Source organism: Streptococcus sp. HMSC10A01, assembly GCF_001807785.1.
In the GTDB taxonomy this organism is placed as follows: Bacteria; Bacillota; Bacilli; order Lactobacillales; family Streptococcaceae; genus Streptococcus; species Streptococcus gordonii.
In genome coordinates this window covers 15,644-34,413 of record NZ_KV790966.1, presented here as the reverse complement: position 1 = coordinate 34,413, position 18,770 = coordinate 15,644, and the positions used below count along the sequence as shown (strand labels likewise).

General features: G+C 39.5%; 32 protein-coding genes. All 32 read right to left on the bottom strand.

Going from position 1 to position 18,770, the window contains the following annotated elements; genetic code table 11:
- Positions 1–46 precede the first annotated feature (46 nt).
- Positions 47–1,312 (bottom strand): gamma-glutamylcysteine synthetase, encoded by a 1,266-nt coding sequence (locus tag HMPREF3108_RS03360; protein ID WP_048775603.1) that lies wholly within the window; start codon positions 1,310–1,312, stop codon positions 47–49.
- A 378-nt stretch (positions 1,313–1,690) separates the two neighbouring features.
- Positions 1,691–2,077 (bottom strand): 50S ribosomal protein L17, encoded by a 387-nt coding sequence (gene rplQ, locus HMPREF3108_RS03355; protein ID WP_008809892.1) that lies wholly within the window; start codon positions 2,075–2,077, stop codon positions 1,691–1,693.
- Positions 2,078–2,088: 11 nt separating this feature from the next.
- On the bottom strand, positions 2,089–3,027 hold the full coding sequence (locus tag HMPREF3108_RS03350) for a DNA-directed RNA polymerase subunit alpha (RefSeq protein WP_012130959.1): 939 nt from the start codon (positions 3,025–3,027) through the stop codon (positions 2,089–2,091).
- Positions 3,028–3,072: 45 nt separating this feature from the next.
- Complete coding sequence (gene rpsK, locus HMPREF3108_RS03345; RefSeq protein WP_001118385.1) at positions 3,073–3,456, bottom strand: 30S ribosomal protein S11; 384 nt, start codon at positions 3,454–3,456, stop codon at positions 3,073–3,075.
- A 19-nt stretch (positions 3,457–3,475) separates the two neighbouring features.
- Positions 3,476–3,841 carry a 30S ribosomal protein S13 gene (gene rpsM / locus HMPREF3108_RS03340; RefSeq protein ID WP_008809894.1) on the bottom strand — a complete coding sequence of 122 codons (366 nt, stop codon included), beginning with the start codon at positions 3,839–3,841 and terminating at the stop codon, positions 3,476–3,478.
- Between the two features lie 16 nt (positions 3,842–3,857).
- Positions 3,858–3,974, bottom strand: coding sequence for a 50S ribosomal protein L36 (gene rpmJ, locus HMPREF3108_RS10450; protein WP_001808836.1), 117 nt, complete (start codon positions 3,972–3,974; stop codon positions 3,858–3,860).
- Between the two features lie 24 nt (positions 3,975–3,998).
- Positions 3,999–4,217, bottom strand: a complete 219-nt coding sequence (infA, locus tag HMPREF3108_RS03335; protein ID WP_008809895.1) for a translation initiation factor IF-1 — start codon at positions 4,215–4,217, stop codon at positions 3,999–4,001.
- 117 nt (positions 4,218–4,334) lie between these two features.
- A complete protein-coding gene (locus tag HMPREF3108_RS03330; RefSeq protein WP_060554199.1) occupies positions 4,335–4,973 on the bottom strand; it encodes an adenylate kinase in 639 nt (212 codons plus the stop codon).
- A gap of 95 nt (positions 4,974–5,068) precedes the next feature.
- Positions 5,069–6,379, bottom strand: coding sequence for a preprotein translocase subunit SecY (gene secY, locus HMPREF3108_RS03325; protein ID WP_045504544.1), 1,311 nt, complete (start codon positions 6,377–6,379; stop codon positions 5,069–5,071).
- Between the two features lie 12 nt (positions 6,380–6,391).
- Complete coding sequence (gene rplO, locus HMPREF3108_RS03320) at positions 6,392–6,832, bottom strand: 50S ribosomal protein L15 (protein WP_045504546.1); 441 nt, start codon at positions 6,830–6,832, stop codon at positions 6,392–6,394.
- A 155-nt stretch (positions 6,833–6,987) separates the two neighbouring features.
- Positions 6,988–7,170, bottom strand: coding sequence for a 50S ribosomal protein L30 (gene rpmD, locus HMPREF3108_RS03315; RefSeq protein ID WP_002894509.1), 183 nt, complete (start codon positions 7,168–7,170; stop codon positions 6,988–6,990).
- A gap of 13 nt (positions 7,171–7,183) precedes the next feature.
- Positions 7,184–7,678: a 30S ribosomal protein S5 gene (gene rpsE / locus HMPREF3108_RS03310; protein WP_006269137.1), complete on the bottom strand. Its 495-nt coding sequence runs from the start codon at positions 7,676–7,678 to the stop codon at positions 7,184–7,186.
- 18 nt (positions 7,679–7,696) lie between these two features.
- Positions 7,697–8,053, bottom strand: coding sequence for a 50S ribosomal protein L18 (gene rplR / locus HMPREF3108_RS03305; protein WP_005592009.1), 357 nt, complete (start codon positions 8,051–8,053; stop codon positions 7,697–7,699).
- Between the two features lie 82 nt (positions 8,054–8,135).
- Positions 8,136–8,672, bottom strand: coding sequence for a 50S ribosomal protein L6 (gene rplF, locus HMPREF3108_RS03300; RefSeq protein WP_045504549.1), 537 nt, complete (start codon positions 8,670–8,672; stop codon positions 8,136–8,138).
- A 222-nt stretch (positions 8,673–8,894) separates the two neighbouring features.
- Positions 8,895–9,293, bottom strand: coding sequence for a 30S ribosomal protein S8 (gene rpsH / locus HMPREF3108_RS03295; RefSeq protein WP_008809901.1), 399 nt, complete (start codon positions 9,291–9,293; stop codon positions 8,895–8,897).
- Between the two features lie 214 nt (positions 9,294–9,507).
- Positions 9,508–9,693, bottom strand: coding sequence for a type Z 30S ribosomal protein S14 (locus HMPREF3108_RS03290; protein WP_001085697.1), 186 nt, complete (start codon positions 9,691–9,693; stop codon positions 9,508–9,510).
- 17 nt (positions 9,694–9,710) lie between these two features.
- On the bottom strand, positions 9,711–10,253 hold the full coding sequence (rplE, locus tag HMPREF3108_RS03285; protein WP_002894499.1) for a 50S ribosomal protein L5: 543 nt from the start codon (positions 10,251–10,253) through the stop codon (positions 9,711–9,713).
- Between the two features lie 23 nt (positions 10,254–10,276).
- Complete coding sequence (gene rplX, locus HMPREF3108_RS03280; protein ID WP_008809903.1) at positions 10,277–10,582, bottom strand: 50S ribosomal protein L24; 306 nt, start codon at positions 10,580–10,582, stop codon at positions 10,277–10,279.
- Between the two features lie 74 nt (positions 10,583–10,656).
- A complete protein-coding gene (rplN, locus tag HMPREF3108_RS03275; protein WP_002894494.1) occupies positions 10,657–11,025 on the bottom strand; it encodes a 50S ribosomal protein L14 in 369 nt (122 codons plus the stop codon).
- Positions 11,026–11,050: 25 nt separating this feature from the next.
- Complete coding sequence (rpsQ, locus tag HMPREF3108_RS03270; RefSeq protein ID WP_000440801.1) at positions 11,051–11,311, bottom strand: 30S ribosomal protein S17; 261 nt, start codon at positions 11,309–11,311, stop codon at positions 11,051–11,053.
- 23 nt (positions 11,312–11,334) lie between these two features.
- Positions 11,335–11,541: a 50S ribosomal protein L29 gene (rpmC, locus tag HMPREF3108_RS03265; protein WP_003071328.1), complete on the bottom strand. Its 207-nt coding sequence runs from the start codon at positions 11,539–11,541 to the stop codon at positions 11,335–11,337.
- 9 nt (positions 11,542–11,550) lie between these two features.
- The gene (rplP, locus tag HMPREF3108_RS03260; protein ID WP_000960948.1) at positions 11,551–11,964 is read right to left on the bottom strand and encodes a 50S ribosomal protein L16; all 414 of its coding nucleotides are present in this window, start codon (positions 11,962–11,964) and stop codon (positions 11,551–11,553) included.
- 3 nt (positions 11,965–11,967) lie between these two features.
- Positions 11,968–12,621, bottom strand: coding sequence for a 30S ribosomal protein S3 (gene rpsC / locus HMPREF3108_RS03255; RefSeq protein WP_008809905.1), 654 nt, complete (start codon positions 12,619–12,621; stop codon positions 11,968–11,970).
- Positions 12,622–12,633: 12 nt separating this feature from the next.
- Entirely contained in the window at positions 12,634–12,978 is a 345-nt protein-coding gene (gene rplV, locus HMPREF3108_RS03250) for a 50S ribosomal protein L22 (protein ID WP_008809906.1), read from the bottom strand.
- Positions 12,979–12,989: 11 nt separating this feature from the next.
- Entirely contained in the window at positions 12,990–13,271 is a 282-nt protein-coding gene (gene rpsS / locus HMPREF3108_RS03245) for a 30S ribosomal protein S19 (RefSeq protein WP_000533766.1), read from the bottom strand.
- An 86-nt stretch (positions 13,272–13,357) separates the two neighbouring features.
- Positions 13,358–14,191, bottom strand: a complete 834-nt coding sequence (gene rplB / locus HMPREF3108_RS03240; RefSeq protein ID WP_008809907.1) for a 50S ribosomal protein L2 — start codon at positions 14,189–14,191, stop codon at positions 13,358–13,360.
- Between the two features lie 17 nt (positions 14,192–14,208).
- Positions 14,209–14,505, bottom strand: coding sequence for a 50S ribosomal protein L23 (locus HMPREF3108_RS03235; RefSeq protein ID WP_008809908.1), 297 nt, complete (start codon positions 14,503–14,505; stop codon positions 14,209–14,211).
- Positions 14,505–15,128: a 50S ribosomal protein L4 gene (gene rplD / locus HMPREF3108_RS03230; RefSeq protein WP_008809909.1), complete on the bottom strand. Its 624-nt coding sequence runs from the start codon at positions 15,126–15,128 to the stop codon at positions 14,505–14,507. Before rplD ends, HMPREF3108_RS03235 begins: the two co-directional genes overlap by 1 nt.
- Before the next feature lie 24 nt (positions 15,129–15,152).
- On the bottom strand, positions 15,153–15,779 hold the full coding sequence (gene rplC, locus HMPREF3108_RS03225; protein WP_008809910.1) for a 50S ribosomal protein L3: 627 nt from the start codon (positions 15,777–15,779) through the stop codon (positions 15,153–15,155).
- 190 nt (positions 15,780–15,969) lie between these two features.
- Entirely contained in the window at positions 15,970–16,278 is a 309-nt protein-coding gene (gene rpsJ, locus HMPREF3108_RS03220) for a 30S ribosomal protein S10 (protein ID WP_002894478.1), read from the bottom strand.
- Positions 16,279–16,675: 397 nt separating this feature from the next.
- The gene (locus HMPREF3108_RS03215) at positions 16,676–17,344 is read right to left on the bottom strand and encodes an HAD family hydrolase (protein WP_008809911.1); all 669 of its coding nucleotides are present in this window, start codon (positions 17,342–17,344) and stop codon (positions 16,676–16,678) included.
- 56 nt (positions 17,345–17,400) lie between these two features.
- On the bottom strand, positions 17,401–18,693 hold the full coding sequence (locus tag HMPREF3108_RS03210; protein WP_008809912.1) for an adenylosuccinate synthase: 1,293 nt from the start codon (positions 18,691–18,693) through the stop codon (positions 17,401–17,403).
- Positions 18,694–18,770: the final 77 nt, after the last annotated feature.

Genomic DNA, 18,770 nt, shown 5'->3' with positions numbered 1-18,770 from the left:
TACTTTTTTTAACTTTTTTTATCTTTTTTTTATTCCGATTCTTTTCTTAGACTATCAAATCCTTTAGATAGGAGTCTTCACCGTTGTTTCGAACTACTAGACCAGCTATTGCCAATTGAATCAAGTCATTTGCGAAGTTACGAACATGAGTTTTCGCACTTCCGCTAATTTCTTTTTTGGAAAATTTTTGTCTTAACTGTTTATAATCACGTCCCTCCTCTTTAAAAAAGTCAGCTTCCTGTAGATATTTTTGTACATTATCTAAATTAGCTAGAATACCGAGATGGAAAGCAGCAGAAACAAACGTTTTATCAAAAGACTGTGCGCAAACACTTCTAAACTCGACAGTCCCTCTTGTTGTTAAATCTTGATACTGATAACTTCTATGATTTTCAAAATCTTCTTGCTTCGGTGTTATTTCTACAGTTTCACCTGATAGATTATATGCTTCAATCTTTTTATAACTTAAATAGTCAATTGCTGGAATTGGATAAAAATAGTATTCTTGAGCGCCTCTTTTAGCTGTGAAAATTGCAGATTTACTAAGATAGGTGAAAAACTCATCTTTGTTTTTGAAATCTTTTAGATTGACGCCCGCATTTTCTTGTAAGATCCCATGCATGGATTGTTCCCAAAAAGTATCTCGAGCTATTTTTGTATCCCAAGAAGAATTCGGAAATTCAGAATTGGCAAAAAGATATGCTTTGGCTGCTTCAATTTGATTAAAAACATTGATAACACTTATAAAGTTTTCTTTAGAAACATCCAGTTGAATTTGATTCCCACAGATAAACGCTCCATATTCAGGATAAGAATGCAGAGTTTTTAATTCTAGCGTCTTACTCATTGACAAATACTGCATTAACATTTCATAGCGAGGCGATTGAACCGGACTATTATCATTTTTATCCCAAAAAGGATGAATCCCTTTTCCTTGTAGTTCATGGTCGTCTTCACCCAAAATGGATTGGATAACACTTAAATATTCTGTGAATCGCTCCTCAACTTCTTGAATCTTTGTAGCTTTTTCAAACGCAAATTCTAAAGTATTGTATGAAACTTCAAATAGAATTCTATCTTCGTTTTCTTTAGACTTTATCTGAATCGGGTTTCCAGCTCTATCGAACTTCTCCACTTCAAAGGAATGCTGATCAATAAGACGCTTTAGCAAGTTCTTAGCTATATTTATATCAGTTGCTTCTCCCTGACAATTTACAATAGGAAATTCCAATTCAATACCTACATAGATAGTTGGATTTTCTTTAATATTTTTTAAATATCGATCTTTTAATAGCTGTATTGCATTAGTCATTTTTAATTCCTATAATTTATCTTTATTGTTTATTTGTTGAAAAATAAAGCTCCGATAGAACTTAGCTTTATTTTATTTTCTAGCTCCTACCGGTTTCAACATTCTTTGAAAGGAAGCTTAGGGAGATTTTCAAAATAATCATTCTTTGTATTAGAGTATTATAACAAAAATTCTATTTTTTTCCTATATTCAAGCAAAAACGCCTGCTTACGAAATTGTTTTTTTGATTAAAAAAACAATTTCGTAAACAAGCGTCTACCTATCATCTCACTATATGATGAGTGTTCCCGCTAGGAAAAATCCTAGCGGTAGACCAGAGCTAGACTAAGAATAGAGCATCTATTCCATCATCATAACACTCAACAAAGATTGATGATCTTATACTAATTCGATGATTGCCATCGGAGCAGCATCTCCACGACGTGGTTCAGTTTTAAGGATACGAGTATATCCACCATTGCGTTCTGCATAACGAGGTGCTAATTCAGAGAACAATTTTTGAAGTGCAGTTGTTGAAGTGTATTTCTCAGTTGCTTCATCATAGTTTTCTGATGCAATTTCGTTACGAACAAATGCAGCTGCTTGACGACGAGCATGCAAGTCACCACGTTTACCCAATGTAATCATTTTTTCAACTGTTTTACGGATTTCTTTCGCACGAGCTTCTGTTGTTACGATTGATTCGTTGATAATCAAGTCAGTAGTCAAATCACGAAGCATTGCTTTACGTTGTGAGCTAGTGCGTCCTAATTTACGGTAAGCCATGTATTCCTCCTTTATTTATCGTTTTTTAACCCTAGACCTAAATCTGTCAGTTTAATTTTAACTTCTTCAAGACTCTTACGACCAAGGTTCCGAACTTTCATCATTTCAGGCTCAGTTTTTTCTGTCAAATCGTAAACTGTGTTAATACCAGCACGTTTCAAACAGTTATAAGAGCGAACAGACAAATCAAGTTCTTCAATTGTGCGTTCCAAAACATGGTCATCTGAGCTCTTGTCTACTTCTTTCATCACATCAGTTGCTTTAGCCACCTCAGTAAGATCAGTAAAGAGATCCAAATGTTCAGTCAAGATACGCGCTGAAAGACCAAGTGCGTCTTCTGGAATGATTGTTCCATTTGTCATAATTTCAAGGGTTAGTTTGTCAAAACCATCATTGCTACCAACACGAGCTGGCTCAACTTGGTAATTAACTTTTGTCACTGGCGTATAGATGGAATCTACAGCGAGTGTTCCCACAGGTGCATCATCACGTTTATTTTGATCAGCCGGAACATAACCACGACCACTGTTGACAGTCATGACTGCTTTAAAGCGTGCTCCCTCACCGATTGTAAAGAGATAATGATCTGGGTTTACAATTTCGATATCGCTATCTGTCAAAATGTCTCCAGCAGTAATTTCTGCAGGACCTTCAACATCAAGTTCAATCATCTTTTCGTCTTGGACGTAAGATTTTACAGCAATACCTTTGATGTTAAGAATAATTTGCATAACATCTTCACGTACGCCTGGGATAGTATCAAACTCGTGCAATACTCCTTCAATATTGATAGAAGTAACTGCTGCTCCTGGTAATGAAGCCAACAAGACACGACGAAGTGAGTTCCCAAGAGTTGTACCATAACCACGTTCAAGCGGTTCTACTACAAACTTGCCATAATCTTTATTTTCATCAATTTTTGTTATATTTGGTTTTTCAAACTCAATCATTTAGTTAACTCCCTCTTAAACGAAAAGCAGTGTAATTGTTGGTGATTATACACGGCGACGTTTTGGAGGACGAGCACCATTGTGTGGTACAGGAGTCACATCACGAATAGCTGTTACTTCAAGACCAGCGGCAGCAAGAGCACGAATAGCTGACTCACGACCAGAACCTGGACCTTTTACAGTAACTTCAACTGATTTAAGACCGTGTTCTTGTGCAGATTTAGCAGCTGCTTCAGATGCCATTTGGGCAGCAAATGGTGTAGATTTACGAGAACCTTTGAAACCAAGAGCACCAGCAGATGACCAAGCAATCGCATTACCATGCACATCAGTAATCATAACAATAGTGTTATTAAATGTAGCGTGAATATGTGCAATACCAGATTCGATATTTTTCTTCACACGACGTTTACGCGTTGGTTTAGCCAAGACTTTTTACCTCCTTATATTATTTTTTCTTACCAGCAATCGCAACAGCTTTACCTTTACGAGTGCGAGCGTTATTTTTAGTGTTTTGTCCACGAACAGGAAGTCCACGACGATGACGGATTCCACGATATGAACCGATTTCCATCAAACGTTTGATGTTTAGGTTTACTTCACGGCGAAGGTCACCTTCAACTTTGATCGCATCCACTTCACGACGGATAGCGTCTTCTTGATCAGGTGTCAAGTCTTTTACACGAACGTCTTCAGAAACTCCAGCAGCAGCTAGGATCTTCTTAGATGTTGGAAGACCGATACCATATACGTAAGTAAGTGATACGACTACACGTTTGTCATTTGGAATATCAACTCCAGCAATACGAGCCATGTTTTCTCCTTTCTAATTAACCTTGACGTTGTTTGTGTTTTGGATTTGCAGGGCAAATAACCATAACACGACCATTACGACGAATAACTTTGCAGTATTCGCAAATTGGTTTGACCGATGGTCTTACTTTCATTTCTTAATCCTCCAAGTTTTTCCATTATTTAAAGCGGTAGGTGATCCGTCCACGAGTCAAATCATACGGACTCATTTCGACAGTAACACGGTCTCCCGCTAAAATACGAATATAGTTTTTACGAATTTTACCAGAAACTGTTGCTAAAATCTGATGTCCATTTTCAAGTTCAACCGTAAACATTGCGTTTGGCATAGTATCAATTACCTTGCCTTCGACTTCGATCACATCATCTTTTGCCACGCAAAAGTACCTCCCTAAATTTTGATTCATCACCTCTGGACACAGAGGTAACAATTATAAGTCAGACTAATTCATTGTATCACTACTTGTCAAATATTGCAAGCGTGAAAAACGCTTTTATTTCAATTTTTCCAAGACTTTTTCGATATCTGAAAATACATCATTAATATCTTGATTACCTTGGATATCATGGACTAATTTTAGTTCTCTGTAGTGTGCTAAAATAGGTTCACCTTGAGCAATATTTACATCCAAACGGCGCTTAACTGTTTCAGGTTTATCGTCTTCCCTTTGGTAATAATCTTCTTCATTGTAGTTTGCTGGTGGATTGAAGACCTTATGGAAAGTTTCGCCTGTTTGACGGTGAATGATTCTTCCACTTAAACGCTCTAAGAGGCAACTTGGATCCACTTCAATATTGATGACACCATCAAGATCAATGCCAAGATCTTTTAAAATAGCATCTAAAGCGTGGGCTTGATCAATAGTACGAGGATAGCCGTCCAAAAGGAAGCCTGTTTCTTTAATATCTTCTTGAGACAAACGTTCTTTTACAATTCCATTGGTAACTTCATCCGGAACAAGTTCACCTTTGTCAATATATGATTTAGCGAGCACGCCCATCTCAGTTTGATTAGCTATTGCAGCGCGGAACATATCACCTGTAGAAATATGTGCTACCTTAAATTTTTCAACGATTTTCGCTGCTTGAGTTCCCTTACCTGCACCAGGTAAGCCCATAATCAAAAGATTCATGTTGATTCTCCTTTTTTGTTTTTCCATAAATCTATTAAACCGGTTAATAAACTTATCCAAAAACAAAATAGAAGGCTGACTAAGTCAACCTATTTCTATTTTGTTGTTGTATTCATAAAGCCGGTATATTTTCTCTTCAGTAAATATCCTTCCAATTGTTTCATTCCTTCGATACCAGTGGCAATAATGATCAAAAGACTGGTACCTCCCAAAGCGACTGTATCTGATAAACCAAATAAGTCTTTTGCAATGATTGGGATGATTGAAATAAAACCTAGGAATAATGAACCAACAGTAGCCAATCGGCGAAGTAGTTTCGACATAAATTGCTCAGTCCCTTTTCCTGGACGTACTCCTGGAATGTAGGCACCGCTCTTTTGTAGATTTTCAGCTGCTTTTTCTGGATTAATCTGTACAAAGGTATAGAAGAATGTAAACAGAATAATCAGCAAAGCATACATAGCAATACCTGTTGGTGTTGTTGTCGCAAGCAAAGACTGAGCTGTACGAACCCATCCCCAATCATTACCAGATGCGCTTAAAAACTGTAGAACAGCTGCCGGCGCGGCAGTGATTGAACTTGCAAAGATTACCGGAATAACTCCTGCTGGATTGACCTTCAAAGGAAGATATGAACTGGAAGGAGCACCTTGGGCAATCTTTGTATATTGGATTGGGATTTTGTATTCTGCTTGTTGTACGTAAGTTGTAAAGTAGACAATAAGTAAAACCGCTACAATCAAACAAGCTACAAAGATGATTGAAGATTGCAATCTGTCACTCGGTACATTGACAAAATAATCTTCATAAATACCTTTAACCATCTCTGGAATTGATGCAACAATCCCGGCAAAGATAATCATAGATACACCATTTCCATAGCCCTTATCAGTAATTTGTTCACCGAGCCAAACAACAATCATTGATCCAGTTGTTAAGATAGCCCCAATGAATAGATAGGTTTGCCAGTTAGGTGCCGCAACTAGTTTAGTGCTAGACAAGGCATTAAAACCAGCAGTAATACCGATAGATTGTACAAAAGCAAGTGCTAAGGAAATATAGCGTGTTGCTTGATTTAACTTTCTACGACCTACTTCACCCTGTTTACCCCATTCAACAAACTTCGGTAACAAGTCCATTTGAAGGAGTTGCACCACGATGGAAGCAGTGATATAAGGGCTCACCCCTAGCGCAAATACTGAAAAGTTTTTCATGGCATTACCTGACACCAAGCTTAGCATGTTCAGAAATGACAAGCCACTTAAGGCTTCTAAACTTTTTGCATTTACACCAGGAACAGTGATTGTAGTACCAATACGAAAAACTAAGATAATAAAAATTGTAAATAAAATCTTAGAGCGTACTTGCTTAATCTTAAATGCGTCTTTTAATAGTTTGAAAAACATAGGTCACCTCTCTTAGATGACTTCCACTGAACCACCTTTAGCAGTGATAGCTTCTTCAGCAGATTTAGAGAATTTAGCTGCTTTAACAGTCAATTTCTTTGTCAATTCTCCGTTACCAAGAATTTTAACGCCAGATTTTTCAGCTTTTACAATACCTGATTCAACAAGCACAACTGGTGTTACTTCTGCACCGTCTTCAAAAGCATTCAACTGATCAAGGTTAACAATAGCATACTCTTTGCGGTTTACGTTCAAGAAACCACGTTTTGGAAGACGACGGAACAATGGAGTTTGTCCACCTTCAAAACCAAGACGAACACCGCCACCGCTACGAGCTTTTTGACCTTTTTGACCACGGCCAGCTGTCTTACCGTTACCAGATGAAGTACCACGACCAACACGGTTACGGACTTTACGAGAACCTGTAGCAGGTTGTAATTCATGAAGTTTCATTATTTAATTTCTCCTCTTTTGTAAAATGCTAGCGCTCATATAGGAGAAAAGGTGCCTCCTATACAAACTCGCCTATACATATATTTAGTTTTAGGGGCTGAGAAAAACCCATCCCCTAATGTATTTTAAATTCAAAGTTGTTAAACTAGCAAAGCTTATTTAACTTCTTCAACAGTTACCAAGTGAGATACTGCAGTAATCATACCACGTACCGCTGGATTATCTTCTTTAATAACTGAGCTGTTCAATTTGCCAAGTCCAAGTGCTACAACAGTTTTGCGTTGTGACGGAATGCGTCCGATTGGAGACTTAGTCAAAGTAATTTTAATTTGAGCCATGTGATCCCCTTTCTTATGCCAAGTCAGAAACTGAAATACCACGAAGGGCAGCAACTTCTTCAGCGCGTTTTAATTGTTTCAAACCTTCAACAGTTGCACGAACAATGTTGATTGGAGTGTTAGAACCAAGTGATTTAGATGTTACATCTGCCACACCTGCCAATTCGATAACGGCACGAACAGCACCGCCAGCAGCAACTCCAGAACCTTCTACAGCTGGTTTCAACAATACTTTAGCTCCACCAAATTCTGAAAGAACTTCGTGAGGAATTGTTGTGCCGACCATTGGTACTTCAATCAAGTTTTTCTTCGCATCTTCAACTGCCTTGCGAATAGCTTCTGGTACTTCTTGAGCTTTACCAGTACCGAAGCCTACACGACCATTGCGGTCACCGACAACTACAAGAGCTGCAAAACGAAGACGACGTCCACCTTTAACAACTTTAGTAACACGGTTAATCGCAACTACGCGTTCTTCAAGTTCAACTGCATTGTCTTTAAATGCCATTTTCTAGTGTCCTCCCTATTAGAATTTCAATCCGTTTTCACGAGCTGCATCAGCCAAAGCTTTTACACGTCCGTGATAGAGATATCCACCGCGGTCAAACACCACTTCAGAAATACCTTTAGCAACTGCACGTTCAGCAACGAGTTTACCAACAACAACGGCTTGTTCAGTCTTAGTTCCTTTTGAAACTTCTTTGTCAAGAGTTGAAGCGCTTGCGAGCGTTACACCCGCTACGTCATCAATCACTTGAGCGTAGATGCCTGTATTAGAACGGAATACGTTCAAACGTGGGCGATCAGCAGTTCCAGAGAGTTTTCCGCGAACACGACGGTGGCGTTTTTGGCGGACTTTGTTTTTATCTGGTTTCGTAATCACAATTTTCACCTCTTAATATTAATCATGTGCTTAAGCACAAAGTTGGAAACAAGGGATAGGGTTGAAAATCAACCGAATCACATTATTTACCAGTTTTACCTTCTTTACGGCGAACAAATTCACCAACGTAGCGGATACCTTTACCTTTATATGGTTCTGGAGCACGCAAGCTACGAACGTAAGCAGCTGTTTGACCAACAGCTTCTTTTGAAATTCCGCTGATAACGATAGTCGTTGGATTTGGAAGTTCAAAAGTAATTCCTTCTGGAGCTTCAACTTCGTCTGGATGAGATTTACCAACAGCCAAGACAAGTTTCTTTCCTTGAAGTTGTGCACGGTAACCAACCCCACGCATTTCAAGTTCTTTCTTGAATCCTTCTGAAACACCAACAACCATGTTGTTCAAAAGGGCACGAGTAGTACCGTGGATAGTTTTCATTTCTTTTGAATCGTTTGGACGGTGAAGTGTCACTTCAGTACCTTCCACACGGATTTCAATATCTTTTGAGAACTCACGAGTAAGTTCTCCTTTAGGTCCTTTTACAGTTACAACGTTGCCATTGTTAGTGATTTCAACACCAGCAGGCAACACGATAACTTTATTACCAATACGTGACATGTTTATTTTCTCCTGTTAAATTGTCAGACCATGACGGCCAGTTTTCACGGGGTTAAAGATACTTCTTGAGTTCAACAGCTAAATTGAACACGCTCTAAGAACTGTGTATCTGATTTGAGTTCGAGCTAAGAATTTGGTGAAAAAGATAAGTTTGTCTTGGAGCATCGCTCCTGCTACAAACTTCCTATTTCACTCATTCTTTTAACGCTCTCACATCATCAATTACCAAACGTAAGCGATAACTTCTCCACCAACATTCTTTTGGCGTGCTTCTTTATCAGTAAGCAAACCTTCAGAAGTTGAAAGGATAGCAATTCCAAGTCCGTTTAATACTTTTGGAAGATCTTCACGTTTTTTGTAAACACGAAGTCCTGGTTTAGAAACACGTTTTAAACCTGTGATAACTTTTTCACCATTTTGTCCGTATTTAAGGAATACACGGATGATGCCTTGTTTGTCATCTTCGATAAATTCAACGTTTTTTACAAAACCTTCGCGTTTAAGGATTTCTGCAATCCCTTTTTTAATATTTGATGCAGGTACTTCAAGCACTTCATGGTTTGCTTGATTAGCATTACGAATGCGTGTCAAAAAGTCTGCAATTGGGTCAGTCATAACCATTTTTTATTTCTCCTCTTACTAGTAGTTTGCAAGTTGCACTTGCTAGTTAATGATTGAGCTACGCTCAGATAGTACTGATACATTCAAATAAGATAACCTTTTATTTGAACACGAGCTACAACCTGGGCAAAAAAGATAAATTTGTTTTGAAGCATCGCTCCTTCACCAAATTTCCTATTTTTGCTGCGGTTGTTACGCTCTTTGTATCATCATATTACCAAGATGCTTTGGTAACGCCAGGAATTTGTCCTTTGTATGCTAATTCACGGAAGCAAACACGGCAAAGTTTAAACTTGCGGTATACAGAATGTGGACGGCCACATTTTTCACAACGAGTATAAGCTTGCGTAGAGAACTTAGCTGGGCGTTTGTTCTTAGCAATCATTGATTTTTTAGCCATTTGTTTTACCTCCTATATTATTTTGCAAAAGGCATTCCAAGGCCTGTAAGCAATTCGCGTGACTCTTCGTCAGTGTTAGCAGTTGTTACGATAACGATGTCAAGACCACGAGTCTTATCAACGTCATCAAAATTGATTTCTGGGAAGATCAGTTGTTCTTTCACACCAAGTGTGTAGTTTCCGCGTCCATCAAAAGATTTTGTTGGAACACCATGGAAATCACGGACACGTGGAAGAGAAACTGAAACCAATTTATCCAAGAATTCATACATACGTTCGCCACGAAGGGTTACTTTAGCACCGATCGCTACACCTTCACGAAGACGGAAGCCGGCGATTGATTTTTTAGCTTTAGTGATAAGTGGTTTTTGACCTGAGATAAGTGCCAATTCTTCAGCAGCTTTTTCAAGGTTTTTAGCGTTTGACACAGCGTCACCGACACCCATGTTCAAAACGATTTTATCCACTTTTGGCACAGCCATAACAGATGAGTAGTTGAACTTTTCAGTCAAAGCAGGAACTACTTCTTTAAGATATTTTTCTTTTAAACGATTTGCCATTATACTTCTCCTTTCCTTCGTGATTAGTCAAGCACTTCGCCTGATTTTTTGTTATAACGAACTTTTTTGCCGTCTACAAACTTGTAGCCAACACGTCCTGCAACTCCATTTTTATCCAAAACTTGAACGTTTGAAACATGGATTGGTGCTTCTTTTTCCACGATAGCACCTTGAGGGTGTTCATTGTTAGGTTTTTGGTGTTTTTTAACGATGTTTACACCTTCAACAACAACTTTGTTAACTTTTGGAAGAGCTGTTACGACAAGAGCTTCAACACCCTTATCTTTACCAGCAATAACACGAACTTTGTCGCCTTTTTTTACAAACATTGGGTTCTCCTTTGATTTCTTACGCCCTGAATGGGCACCCTGGATAAATCCAGGGGACTAGTTTGTTTTTTCGATTAAAGTACTTCTGGGGCAAGTGAAACGATCTTCATGAAGCCACCGTCACGCAATTCACGTGCAACAGGACCGAAGATACGAGTTCCGCGAGGAGTTTTGTCTTCACGGATAATTACCGCAGCATTTTCGTCAAATTTGATGTATGAACCATCTTTACGACGAGCACCTGATTTAGTACGAACGATAACAGCTTTTACAACGTCACCTTTTTTAACCGCACCACCAGGAGTAGCTTGTTTTACAGATGCAACGATCACATCACCGATGTTAGCGAACTTACGTCCTGAACCACCAAGAACTTTGATTGTCAGGATTTCGCGAGCACCACTGTTATCGGCAACTTTCAAACGAGTTTCTGTTTGAATCATTTAAGTTTTCTCCTTTCTGGTTTGATTAGATGATTACCGCTTCTTCAACAACTTCTACAAGACGGAAGCGTTTTGTAGCTGAAAGCGGACGAGTTTCCATGATACGAACGATATCGCCTTCTTTGGCAACATTGTTTTCATCATGTGCTTTGTACTTCTTAGAGTAGTTAATACGTTTACCATAGACTGGGTGGTTACGTTTAGTTTCAACTACAACTGTGATTGTTTTGTCCATTTTGTCAGAAACAACGCGTCCGACAAGAACTTTACGATTATTGCGTTCCATTGAAATTCTCCTTCCCTAGTCTATTATTTAACTTCTGATTGAACTGTTTTGATACGAGCGATTTGTTTTTTCACTTCTTTCAAACGAGCAGTTTGCTCTAATTGACCGGCAGCTGCTTGGAAACGAAGTTCAAACAATTCTTTCTTCAATTCATTTTCACGCTTCGCGAGTTCTTCTTGAGAAAGACCACGAAGTTCTTTAACAAATTCTTTTACTTCATTAAGTTTCATGTCTTCTCCTTATTCTGCTTCACGTTTCACGAACTTACATTTAACTGGTAACTTGTGGCTTGCAAGACGAAGTGCTTCACGAGCAATTTCTTCAGAAACGCCAGCAACTTCAAACATCACTTTACCACGTTTAACTGGTGCTACCCAACCTTCAGGAGCCCCTTTACCAGATCCCATACGTACACCGATAGCTTTTGCAGTGTATGATTTGTGTGGGAAAATCTTAATCCAAACTTTACCACCACGTTTCATGTAACGAGTCATAGCGATACGGGCAGCTTCGATTTGGCGGTTAGTGATCCAGTGGCTAGTAGTTGCTTGAAGACCATATTCTCCAAATGCTACTTCTTTTCCACCTTTAGCTTCACCGCGCATTTTTCCACGGAATTCGCGACGGTGTTTAACACGTTTAGGTACTAACATTGGTTATTTACCTCCTTTAGTGTTTTTACGAGCTGGAAGAATTTCACCACGGTAGATCCATACTTTAACACCAAGTTTACCGTAAGTAGTATCTGCTTCTTCCCAAGCGTAATCGATATCCGCACGAAGTGTGTGAAGAGGAACAGTTCCTTCTGAGTATCCTTCGCTACGAGCAATATCTGCACCGTTCAAACGACCTGATACTTGAGTTTTGATTCCTTTTGCACCTGCACGCATAGTACGTTGGATAGCTTGTTTTTGAGCACGACGGAAAGCGACACGTTGCTCTAATTGACGAGCGATTCCTTCACCAACAAGATGAGCATCCAAATCTGGAGATTTGATTTCAATGATGTTGATGTGAACTTGTTTACCTGTCAATTTGTTAAGTTTTGCACGGAGTGCATCAACATTTGCTCCACCTTTACCGATAACCATACCTGGCTTAGCAGTGTGAAGAGAAACGTTAACTTTGTTTACTGCGCGTTCAATTTCAATAGTTGAAACTGCTGCGTCAGCCAATTCTTTTTGAACGAATTTACGGATTGCAAGATCTTCATGAAGGTAATCCGCGTATTCTTTTTCAGCATACCATTTGGCATCCCAATCACGGATGATGCCGACACGCATACCAATTGGATGTACTTTTTGACCCACGATGTTACCTCCTTATTTTTCTGCAACTACCACAGTGATGTGGCTTGTGCGTTTGTTGATTGGTGAAGCTGAACCTTTAGCGCGCGGACGGAAACGTTTCATAGTTGGTCCTTCGTTTGCGAAAGCTTCAGATACTACCAAGTTAGCTTTTTCCAAACCAAAGTTGTTTTCAGCATTAGCGATTGCAGAGTTCAATACTTTTTCGATAATACCAGCAGCTTTGTTTGGAGTGAATTTCAAGATTGCGATTGCGTCAGCGACGTTTTTACCACGAATGTTGTCAAGAATAAGACGAGATTTACGAGGTGAAACACGCACTGTACGAGCCATTGCTTTAGCTGAAGTAATTTCTGCCATTTATGTTCTCCTTATTTTCTACGTGTTTTCTTGTCGTCTGCAGCGTGACCTTTGTAAGTACGTGTTGGTGCAAATTCACCAAGTTTGTGACCTACCATGTCTTCTTGGATGTAAACAGGTACGTGTTTACGTCCGTCATAAACTGCGATTGTGTAACCAATGAAACTTGGGAAGATCGTTGAACGACGTGACCAAGTTTTGATAACTTTTTTCTTTTCGTCGTTAGCTTGAGCTTCAACTTTTTTCATTAAATGCTCATCGACGAAAGGTCCTTTTTTAAGACTGCGTCCCATTATATATTTTCTCCTTTAAAATAAGTACCACAGCGGCCTGCGCTGACTAAGCAGCGCTACCGAGCTGGCGGATAGATTGTTTTAGATTATTTCTCGTTGCGACGACGAACGATAAGTTTGTCAGATTTCGCTTTTTTGTTACGAGTTTTAAGTCCAAGAGCAGGTTTGCCCCATGGAGTAGATGGCGCTTTACGACCAACTGGTGCTTTACCTTCACCACCACCGTGTGGGTGATCGTTAGGGTTCATTACAGAACCACGAACTGTTGGGCGGATACCTTTCCAACGGTTACGTCCTGCTTTACCAAGGTTTACAAGTCCATGTTGTTCATTTCCGACAACACCAACTGTAGCGCGACAAGTACCAAGAATCATACGAACTTCACCAGATTGAAGACGGACAAGTGTGTACTTACCTTCTTGACCCAATACTTGAGCAGAAGCTCCAGCAGCACGAACTAATTCACCACCACGACCTGGTTTTAACTCGATATTGTGAATCAAAGTACCAACTGGGATGTTAGCAAGTGGAAGAGCATTTCCGACTTTGATATCTGCTTCAGGACCTGAAACGATGCGTTGACCAACTTCAAGACCTTTAGGAGCGATGATATAAGCTTTCACACCGTCAGTGTAGTGAACCAAAGCAATGTTAGCTGAACGATTTGGATCATACTCGATTGTTTTTACAACTGCTTCAACAGCGTCTTTGTTACGTTTGAAGTCGATCAAACGGTAGTGGCGCTTGTGACCGCCACCTTGGTGACGAACAGTGATGCGACCGTTGTTGTTACGACCAGCCTTGCTCTTCAATGAAACAAGCAAAGATTTTTCTGGAGTGCTGGTAGTGATTTCAGCAAAATCCAAAGAAGTCATATTACGGCGACCGTTTGTTGTTGGTTTATAAACACGAATTCCCACGATATATCCTCCTTAGATTATTCTGCTTCAGCACCAAACAACTCGATTGCTTTAGAATCAGCTGTTAAAGTGATGATAGCTTTTTTAGTTTTGTTAGTAAAACCAGTGTAACGTCCAACACGTTTTGCTTTTGGTTTTACATTGATAGTGTTAACGTTAGCAACTTTAACTCCTTCAAAAGCAGCTTCAACAGCTTGCTTAATCAAAAGTTTGTGAGCGCGAGTGTCAACTTCAAATACATATTTTCCTGCTTCAAGCTGAGCCATTGAGCTTTCAGTGATGACAGGTTTTTTGATAACGTCATACAAATTCATTATGCAAGAACCTCCTCAATTTTAGAGATAGCTGCTTGAGTAACAAGAAGTTTGTCGCTGTTTACGATATCAAGAACACTTGCTGTTGTTGCAGTTGCAACCTTAACATTTGGAAGGTTACGTGCTGAAAGTGCAGCGAATTCGTTTCCTTCTTCAAGAATAACAAGTACTTTTGTGTCGATGCTTAGTGCAGCAAGCACTTTTGCAAACTCAGCAGTTTTTGGAGCTGTAAATGAAAGGCTGTCTACAGCTACGAATTTGTTTTCAGCAACTTTTTCAGAGTAAACTGATTTAAGCGCTAATCTACGAACTTTACGTGGAAGTTTGTAAGCATATGAACGAGGAGTTGGGCCGAACACGACACCACCACCACGCCATTGTGGAGAGCGGATAGAACCTTGACGAGCACGTCCAGTTCCTTTTTGACGCCATGGTTTGCGTCCGCCGCCTGATACTGCAGAACGGTTTTTAACAGCGTGAGTTCCTTGACGAAGGCTAGCGCGTTGGCTGATGATAACATCAAAGACAACTGATTCGTTTGGTTCAATACCAAAGATCGCATCGTTCAGAACTACTTCACCAGCTTCTTTACCAGTTTGGTCAAATAATTTTACGTTTGCCATTGTGACTGATTTCCCCTTTCTTTATTATTTACCAGCTTTAACTGCTGACTTGATAGTGATAAGAGATTTCTTAGCACCAGGTACGTTTCCTTTGATAAGGATAACGTTTTTCTCTGGAACAACTTGTGCAATTTCAAGGTTTTGAATTGTCACACGGTTGCCACCCATACGTCCAGCCAAGTGTTTGTTTTTGAAAACACGGTTAGGCGCAACTGGTCCCATTGAACCAGGACGACGGTGGTAACGAGAACCGTGAGCCATTGGACCACGAGATTGACCGTGGCGTTTGATAACACCTTGGAAACCTTTACCTTTTGAAGTTCCTGTTACATCAACAACATCGCCGGCTGCGAAAGTGTCAACAGTGATTTCAGCACCAACTTCTAAGCCTTCAATGTTTTTGAATTCACGAATGAAGCGCTTAGGAGCCGTGTTAGCTTTTGCTACATGTCCTTTAGCAGGTTTGTTACTCAATACGTCGCGAAGATCGTCGAAACCAACTTGAACTGCGTTGTAACCATCTGTTTCAACTGTTTTAACTTGAAGAACAACGTTTGGAGTTGCTTCAATAACAGTTACAGGGATTAATTCGCCAGCTTCAGTGAAGATTTGAGTCATTCCCACTTTTTTCCCTAAGATTCCTTTTGTCATGAGAAAATGTTTCCTTTTCTATTATTTTTTCAAAAAGTTTTTAACGAGCGTTTTTTATGCTCAAACACAAGATACAAAAGGCGTTAAGAACTCGCAGCAAAAATAGGAGATTGATGCAGCGAGCGACGCTCGCAAGGCAATCTATCTTTTTTGCAAAGAGTTTAGCCTGTGTTCGATTGTGCTATTTAGATTAAAGTTTAATCTCTACGTTCACACCACTTGGAAGATCCAATTTCATCAAAGCGTCAACTGTTTTTTGAGTTGGGTTGATGATGTCGATCAAGCGTTTGTGAGTACGCATTTCGAATTGTTCGCGAGAGTCTTTATATTTGTGAGTCGCACGAATGATTGTGTAGAGGCTACGTTCAGTTGGAAGTGGGATTGGACCCGCAACTTCAGCACCTGTACGAGTAGCAGTTTCTACGATTTTTGCAGCCGCTGTGTCAAGTGTACGATGTTCGTATGCTTTCAAACGGATGCGGATTTTTTTGTTTGCCATCTTTTTCTCCTTTTCGTCTATTTAAGATAATAGGCTAGCTCCACAAGAAAACCGACAGGCGGTTGCGTGGCAATGCAACCGAGCGTGTCGCAACCTCTTGCATCAAAGCTACACGCTGTATTTTTACAGCACCATAGTATCTTAACACAAAGATGCATGCATTGCAAGGGATTTGAGAGATTTTTTTAACTATTTTTAATGAAAATGTTTTCTATCCATTTTGTTGTTTATTTTATAGAAGAAAGCTTGACATTTTTGAGATTTTTCTCGTTTTAGTACAAAAGAAAACCACCTTTCAAGGTGGTTTTTGGGAGATTATTATGAAAAAGAAAAGTTTTAGGATTTCTAAACAAAGTTAGGAGATCTTTGTTTATGATTACAGTATAAGGTCTTTAACTTAAAATATCCTTAAGCTTTTTTTAAAAAGTAATAAATTTTCCAGTTCACAGACGTCTTTAACAATAAACGTCGCTCCCGCTTTTTCTAATTCTTCTTTTGTACCAAAGCCGTAAAGAACCCCGATAGACTCAATCTTTTGTATTTGAGCCCCTATAATATCATGCTCACGATCACCGACCATAATTGTTTCGGAGAGATTTTTAATTTTCGTTTTTTCTAAAGCATAACCAATAACATCTGCTTTTTTGCTTCTACTACCATCCATAGTAGCTCCTGCTACAAAGTCAAAATAGTCATACAGATCAAAATGTTTAAGAATTTGAGTTGAAAATTTTTCAGGCTTAGAGGTTGCCACTATCAATTTCTTATCAGCTTGTTTGAGAGAAGACAATATTTCCCGAATCCCTTTATAAACTTCATTTTCATAGAGGCCTTTTTCAGAAAAATATTCACGATAATAAGCCACAGCTTGTATACTTTCTTCCTCTGAAAAACCATAAAAGTGTTCAAAAGAATACTTCAGTGGTGGACCGATGAAAACTCTTAATTCTTTTTTATCTTGCACTTCGATACCAAATTTCTCTAAAGCATAAGCCACAGAATTAGTTATTCCTAACTCAGAGTTGGTCAAAGTCCCATCTAAATCAAATAAGATATTTTGATACATGTTTTTCCCTTTTCTTTTTTAAAAAGGCGGGAAATTTTCCCAGCCTCTTTCATCAATTATAAACTTGACCAGACACTTTCCAAAATATTAGTTTGGTCGCGGTCAGGTCCAACTGAGAAGGTGGAAATACGTACACCAACCAACTCACTTACTCGCCGAACATAGTTGCGAGCATTTTCTGGAAGATCTTCTAACTTACGAACGCCAGTAATATCTTCAGACCATCCAGGAAGCTCTTCGTAAATCGGCTTACAACGTTTAAGCTGTTCCAAACTAGCTGGATAGTGGTCGATTCTTTGGCCATCCAAATCATAGGCTACACAGATCTTGACTGTATCCAGACCACTCAAAACATCGATGGAGTTAAGTGAAAGATTGGTGATCCCTGATACTCGGCGACTATGGCGCATAACAACAGAGTCAAACCAACCAACTCGACGCGGACGGCCTGTTGTTGTACCATACTCATGGCCGACTTCACGTATGCGGTCTCCTACTTCATCGAAAAGCTCTGTCGGGAATGGCCCATCACCAACACGACTTGTATAGGCTTTACAAACACCCACTACTTTGTCAATCTTGCTAGGACCCACACCAGAACCGATCGTTACACCGCCAGCAACAGGATTAGAGGAGGTTACAAATGGATAAGTTCCTTGGTCAATATCTAGCATAACTCCTTGAGCCCCTTCAAAGAGCACTCGCTTGCCTTGATCCAGCGCATCGTTTAAGATGACAGAGGTGTCTGTCACATACTGCTTGATTTGTTGCCCATATTCATAGTATTCTTCAAAAATATCATCAAAGTTAATTGCTGTGCTATCGTACAATCTCTCAAAGAGGCGATTTTTCTCAGCTAAATTACGCTCCAAGCGTTCCCTGAAAATGTCTCTATCTAAGAGATCTGCAATCCGGATACCAACACGCGCAGCCTTATCCATATAAGCAGGTCCAATTCCTTTAATAGTAGTTCCAATTTTATTGTCACCTTTGGCCTCTTCCTGCAGGCGATCCAGCTCAATATGATAAGGTAAGATAACATGAGCCCGGTCTGAGATACGAAGATTATCCGTTGTCACACCTTCTTCATGTAAATAATTCAGTTCTTTAACTAGAGATTTAGGATTAACCACCATCCCGTTTCCAATGACTGAGATTTTTTCTGGGAAGAAAATCCCTGATGGAATCAAGTGCAGTTTGTACTTCTTACCGTCAATCACGATGGTATGACCAGCATTGTCACCACCTTGATAACGAGCAATCACTTCGGCATTAGCAGAAAGGAAGTCTGTGATCTTTCCTTTCCCTTCATCTCCCCACTGGGTTCCTACAACAACTACTGATGTCATAATTTTGTCTGAGCTGAGACAGCTCGTCCTTTCTTACATACAAGGCAGGAATCTCACCTGCTGGTATATCTTACACT

Excerpts from the sequence above, each read along its gene's own strand:
- HMPREF3108_RS03360 (WP_048775603.1), bottom strand. The coding sequence starts at position 1,312 with ATGACTAATGCAATACAGCTATTAAAAGATCGATATTTAAAAAATATT.
- rplQ (WP_008809892.1), bottom strand. The coding sequence starts at position 2,077 with ATGGCTTACCGTAAATTAGGACGCACTAGCTCACAACGTAAAGCAATG.
- HMPREF3108_RS03350 (WP_012130959.1), bottom strand. The coding sequence starts at position 3,027 with ATGATTGAGTTTGAAAAACCAAATATAACAAAAATTGATGAAAATAAA.
- rpsM (WP_008809894.1), bottom strand. The coding sequence starts at position 3,841 with ATGGCTCGTATTGCTGGAGTTGATATTCCAAATGACAAACGTGTAGTC.
- rpmJ (WP_001808836.1), bottom strand. The coding sequence starts at position 3,974 with ATGAAAGTAAGACCATCGGTCAAACCAATTTGCGAATACTGCAAAGTT.
- HMPREF3108_RS03330 (WP_060554199.1), bottom strand. The coding sequence starts at position 4,973 with ATGAATCTTTTGATTATGGGCTTACCTGGTGCAGGTAAGGGAACTCAA.
- secY (WP_045504544.1), bottom strand. The coding sequence starts at position 6,379 with ATGTTTTTCAAACTATTAAAAGACGCATTTAAGATTAAGCAAGTACGC.
- rplO (WP_045504546.1), bottom strand. The coding sequence starts at position 6,832 with ATGAAACTTCATGAATTACAACCTGCTACAGGTTCTCGTAAAGTCCGT.
- rpmD (WP_002894509.1), bottom strand. The coding sequence starts at position 7,170 with ATGGCTCAAATTAAAATTACTTTGACTAAGTCTCCAATCGGACGCATT.
- rpsE (WP_006269137.1), bottom strand. The coding sequence starts at position 7,678 with ATGGCATTTAAAGACAATGCAGTTGAACTTGAAGAACGCGTAGTTGCG.
- rplF (WP_045504549.1), bottom strand. The coding sequence starts at position 8,672 with ATGTCACGTATTGGTAATAAAGTTATCGTGTTGCCTGCTGGTGTTGAA.
- rpsH (WP_008809901.1), bottom strand. The coding sequence starts at position 9,293 with ATGGTTATGACTGACCCAATTGCAGACTTTTTGACACGCATTCGTAAT.
- HMPREF3108_RS03290 (WP_001085697.1), bottom strand. The coding sequence starts at position 9,693 with ATGGCTAAAAAATCAATGATTGCTAAGAACAAACGCCCAGCTAAGTTC.
- rplE (WP_002894499.1), bottom strand. The coding sequence starts at position 10,253 with ATGGCAAATCGTTTAAAAGAAAAATATCTTAAAGAAGTAGTTCCTGCT.
- rplX (WP_008809903.1), bottom strand. The coding sequence starts at position 10,582 with ATGTTTGTAAAAAAAGGCGACAAAGTTCGTGTTATTGCTGGTAAAGAT.
- rplN (WP_002894494.1), bottom strand. The coding sequence starts at position 11,025 with ATGATTCAAACAGAAACTCGTTTGAAAGTTGCCGATAACAGTGGTGCT.
- rpsQ (WP_000440801.1), bottom strand. The coding sequence starts at position 11,311 with ATGGAACGCAATAATCGTAAAGTTCTTGTCGGACGCGTTGTTTCTGAC.
- rpmC (WP_003071328.1), bottom strand. The coding sequence starts at position 11,541 with ATGAAACTTAATGAAGTAAAAGAATTTGTTAAAGAACTTCGTGGTCTT.
- rplP (WP_000960948.1), bottom strand. The coding sequence starts at position 11,964 with ATGTTAGTACCTAAACGTGTTAAACACCGTCGCGAATTCCGTGGAAAA.
- rplV (WP_008809906.1), bottom strand. The coding sequence starts at position 12,978 with ATGGCAGAAATTACTTCAGCTAAAGCAATGGCTCGTACAGTGCGTGTT.
- rpsS (WP_000533766.1), bottom strand. The coding sequence starts at position 13,271 with ATGGGACGCAGTCTTAAAAAAGGACCTTTCGTCGATGAGCATTTAATG.
- HMPREF3108_RS03235 (WP_008809908.1), bottom strand. The coding sequence starts at position 14,505 with ATGAATTTGTATGACGTTATCAAAAAACCTGTCATCACTGAAAGCTCA.
- rplD (WP_008809909.1), bottom strand. The coding sequence starts at position 15,128 with ATGGCAAACGTAAAATTATTTGACCAAACTGGTAAAGAAGCTGGTGAA.
- rplC (WP_008809910.1), bottom strand. The coding sequence starts at position 15,779 with ATGACAAAAGGAATCTTAGGGAAAAAAGTGGGAATGACTCAAATCTTC.
- rpsJ (WP_002894478.1), bottom strand. The coding sequence starts at position 16,278 with ATGGCAAACAAAAAAATCCGCATCCGTTTGAAAGCATACGAACATCGT.
- HMPREF3108_RS03215 (WP_008809911.1), bottom strand. The coding sequence starts at position 17,344 with ATGTATCAAAATATCTTATTTGATTTAGATGGGACTTTGACCAACTCT.
- HMPREF3108_RS03210 (WP_008809912.1), bottom strand. The coding sequence starts at position 18,693 with ATGACATCAGTAGTTGTTGTAGGAACCCAGTGGGGAGATGAAGGGAAA.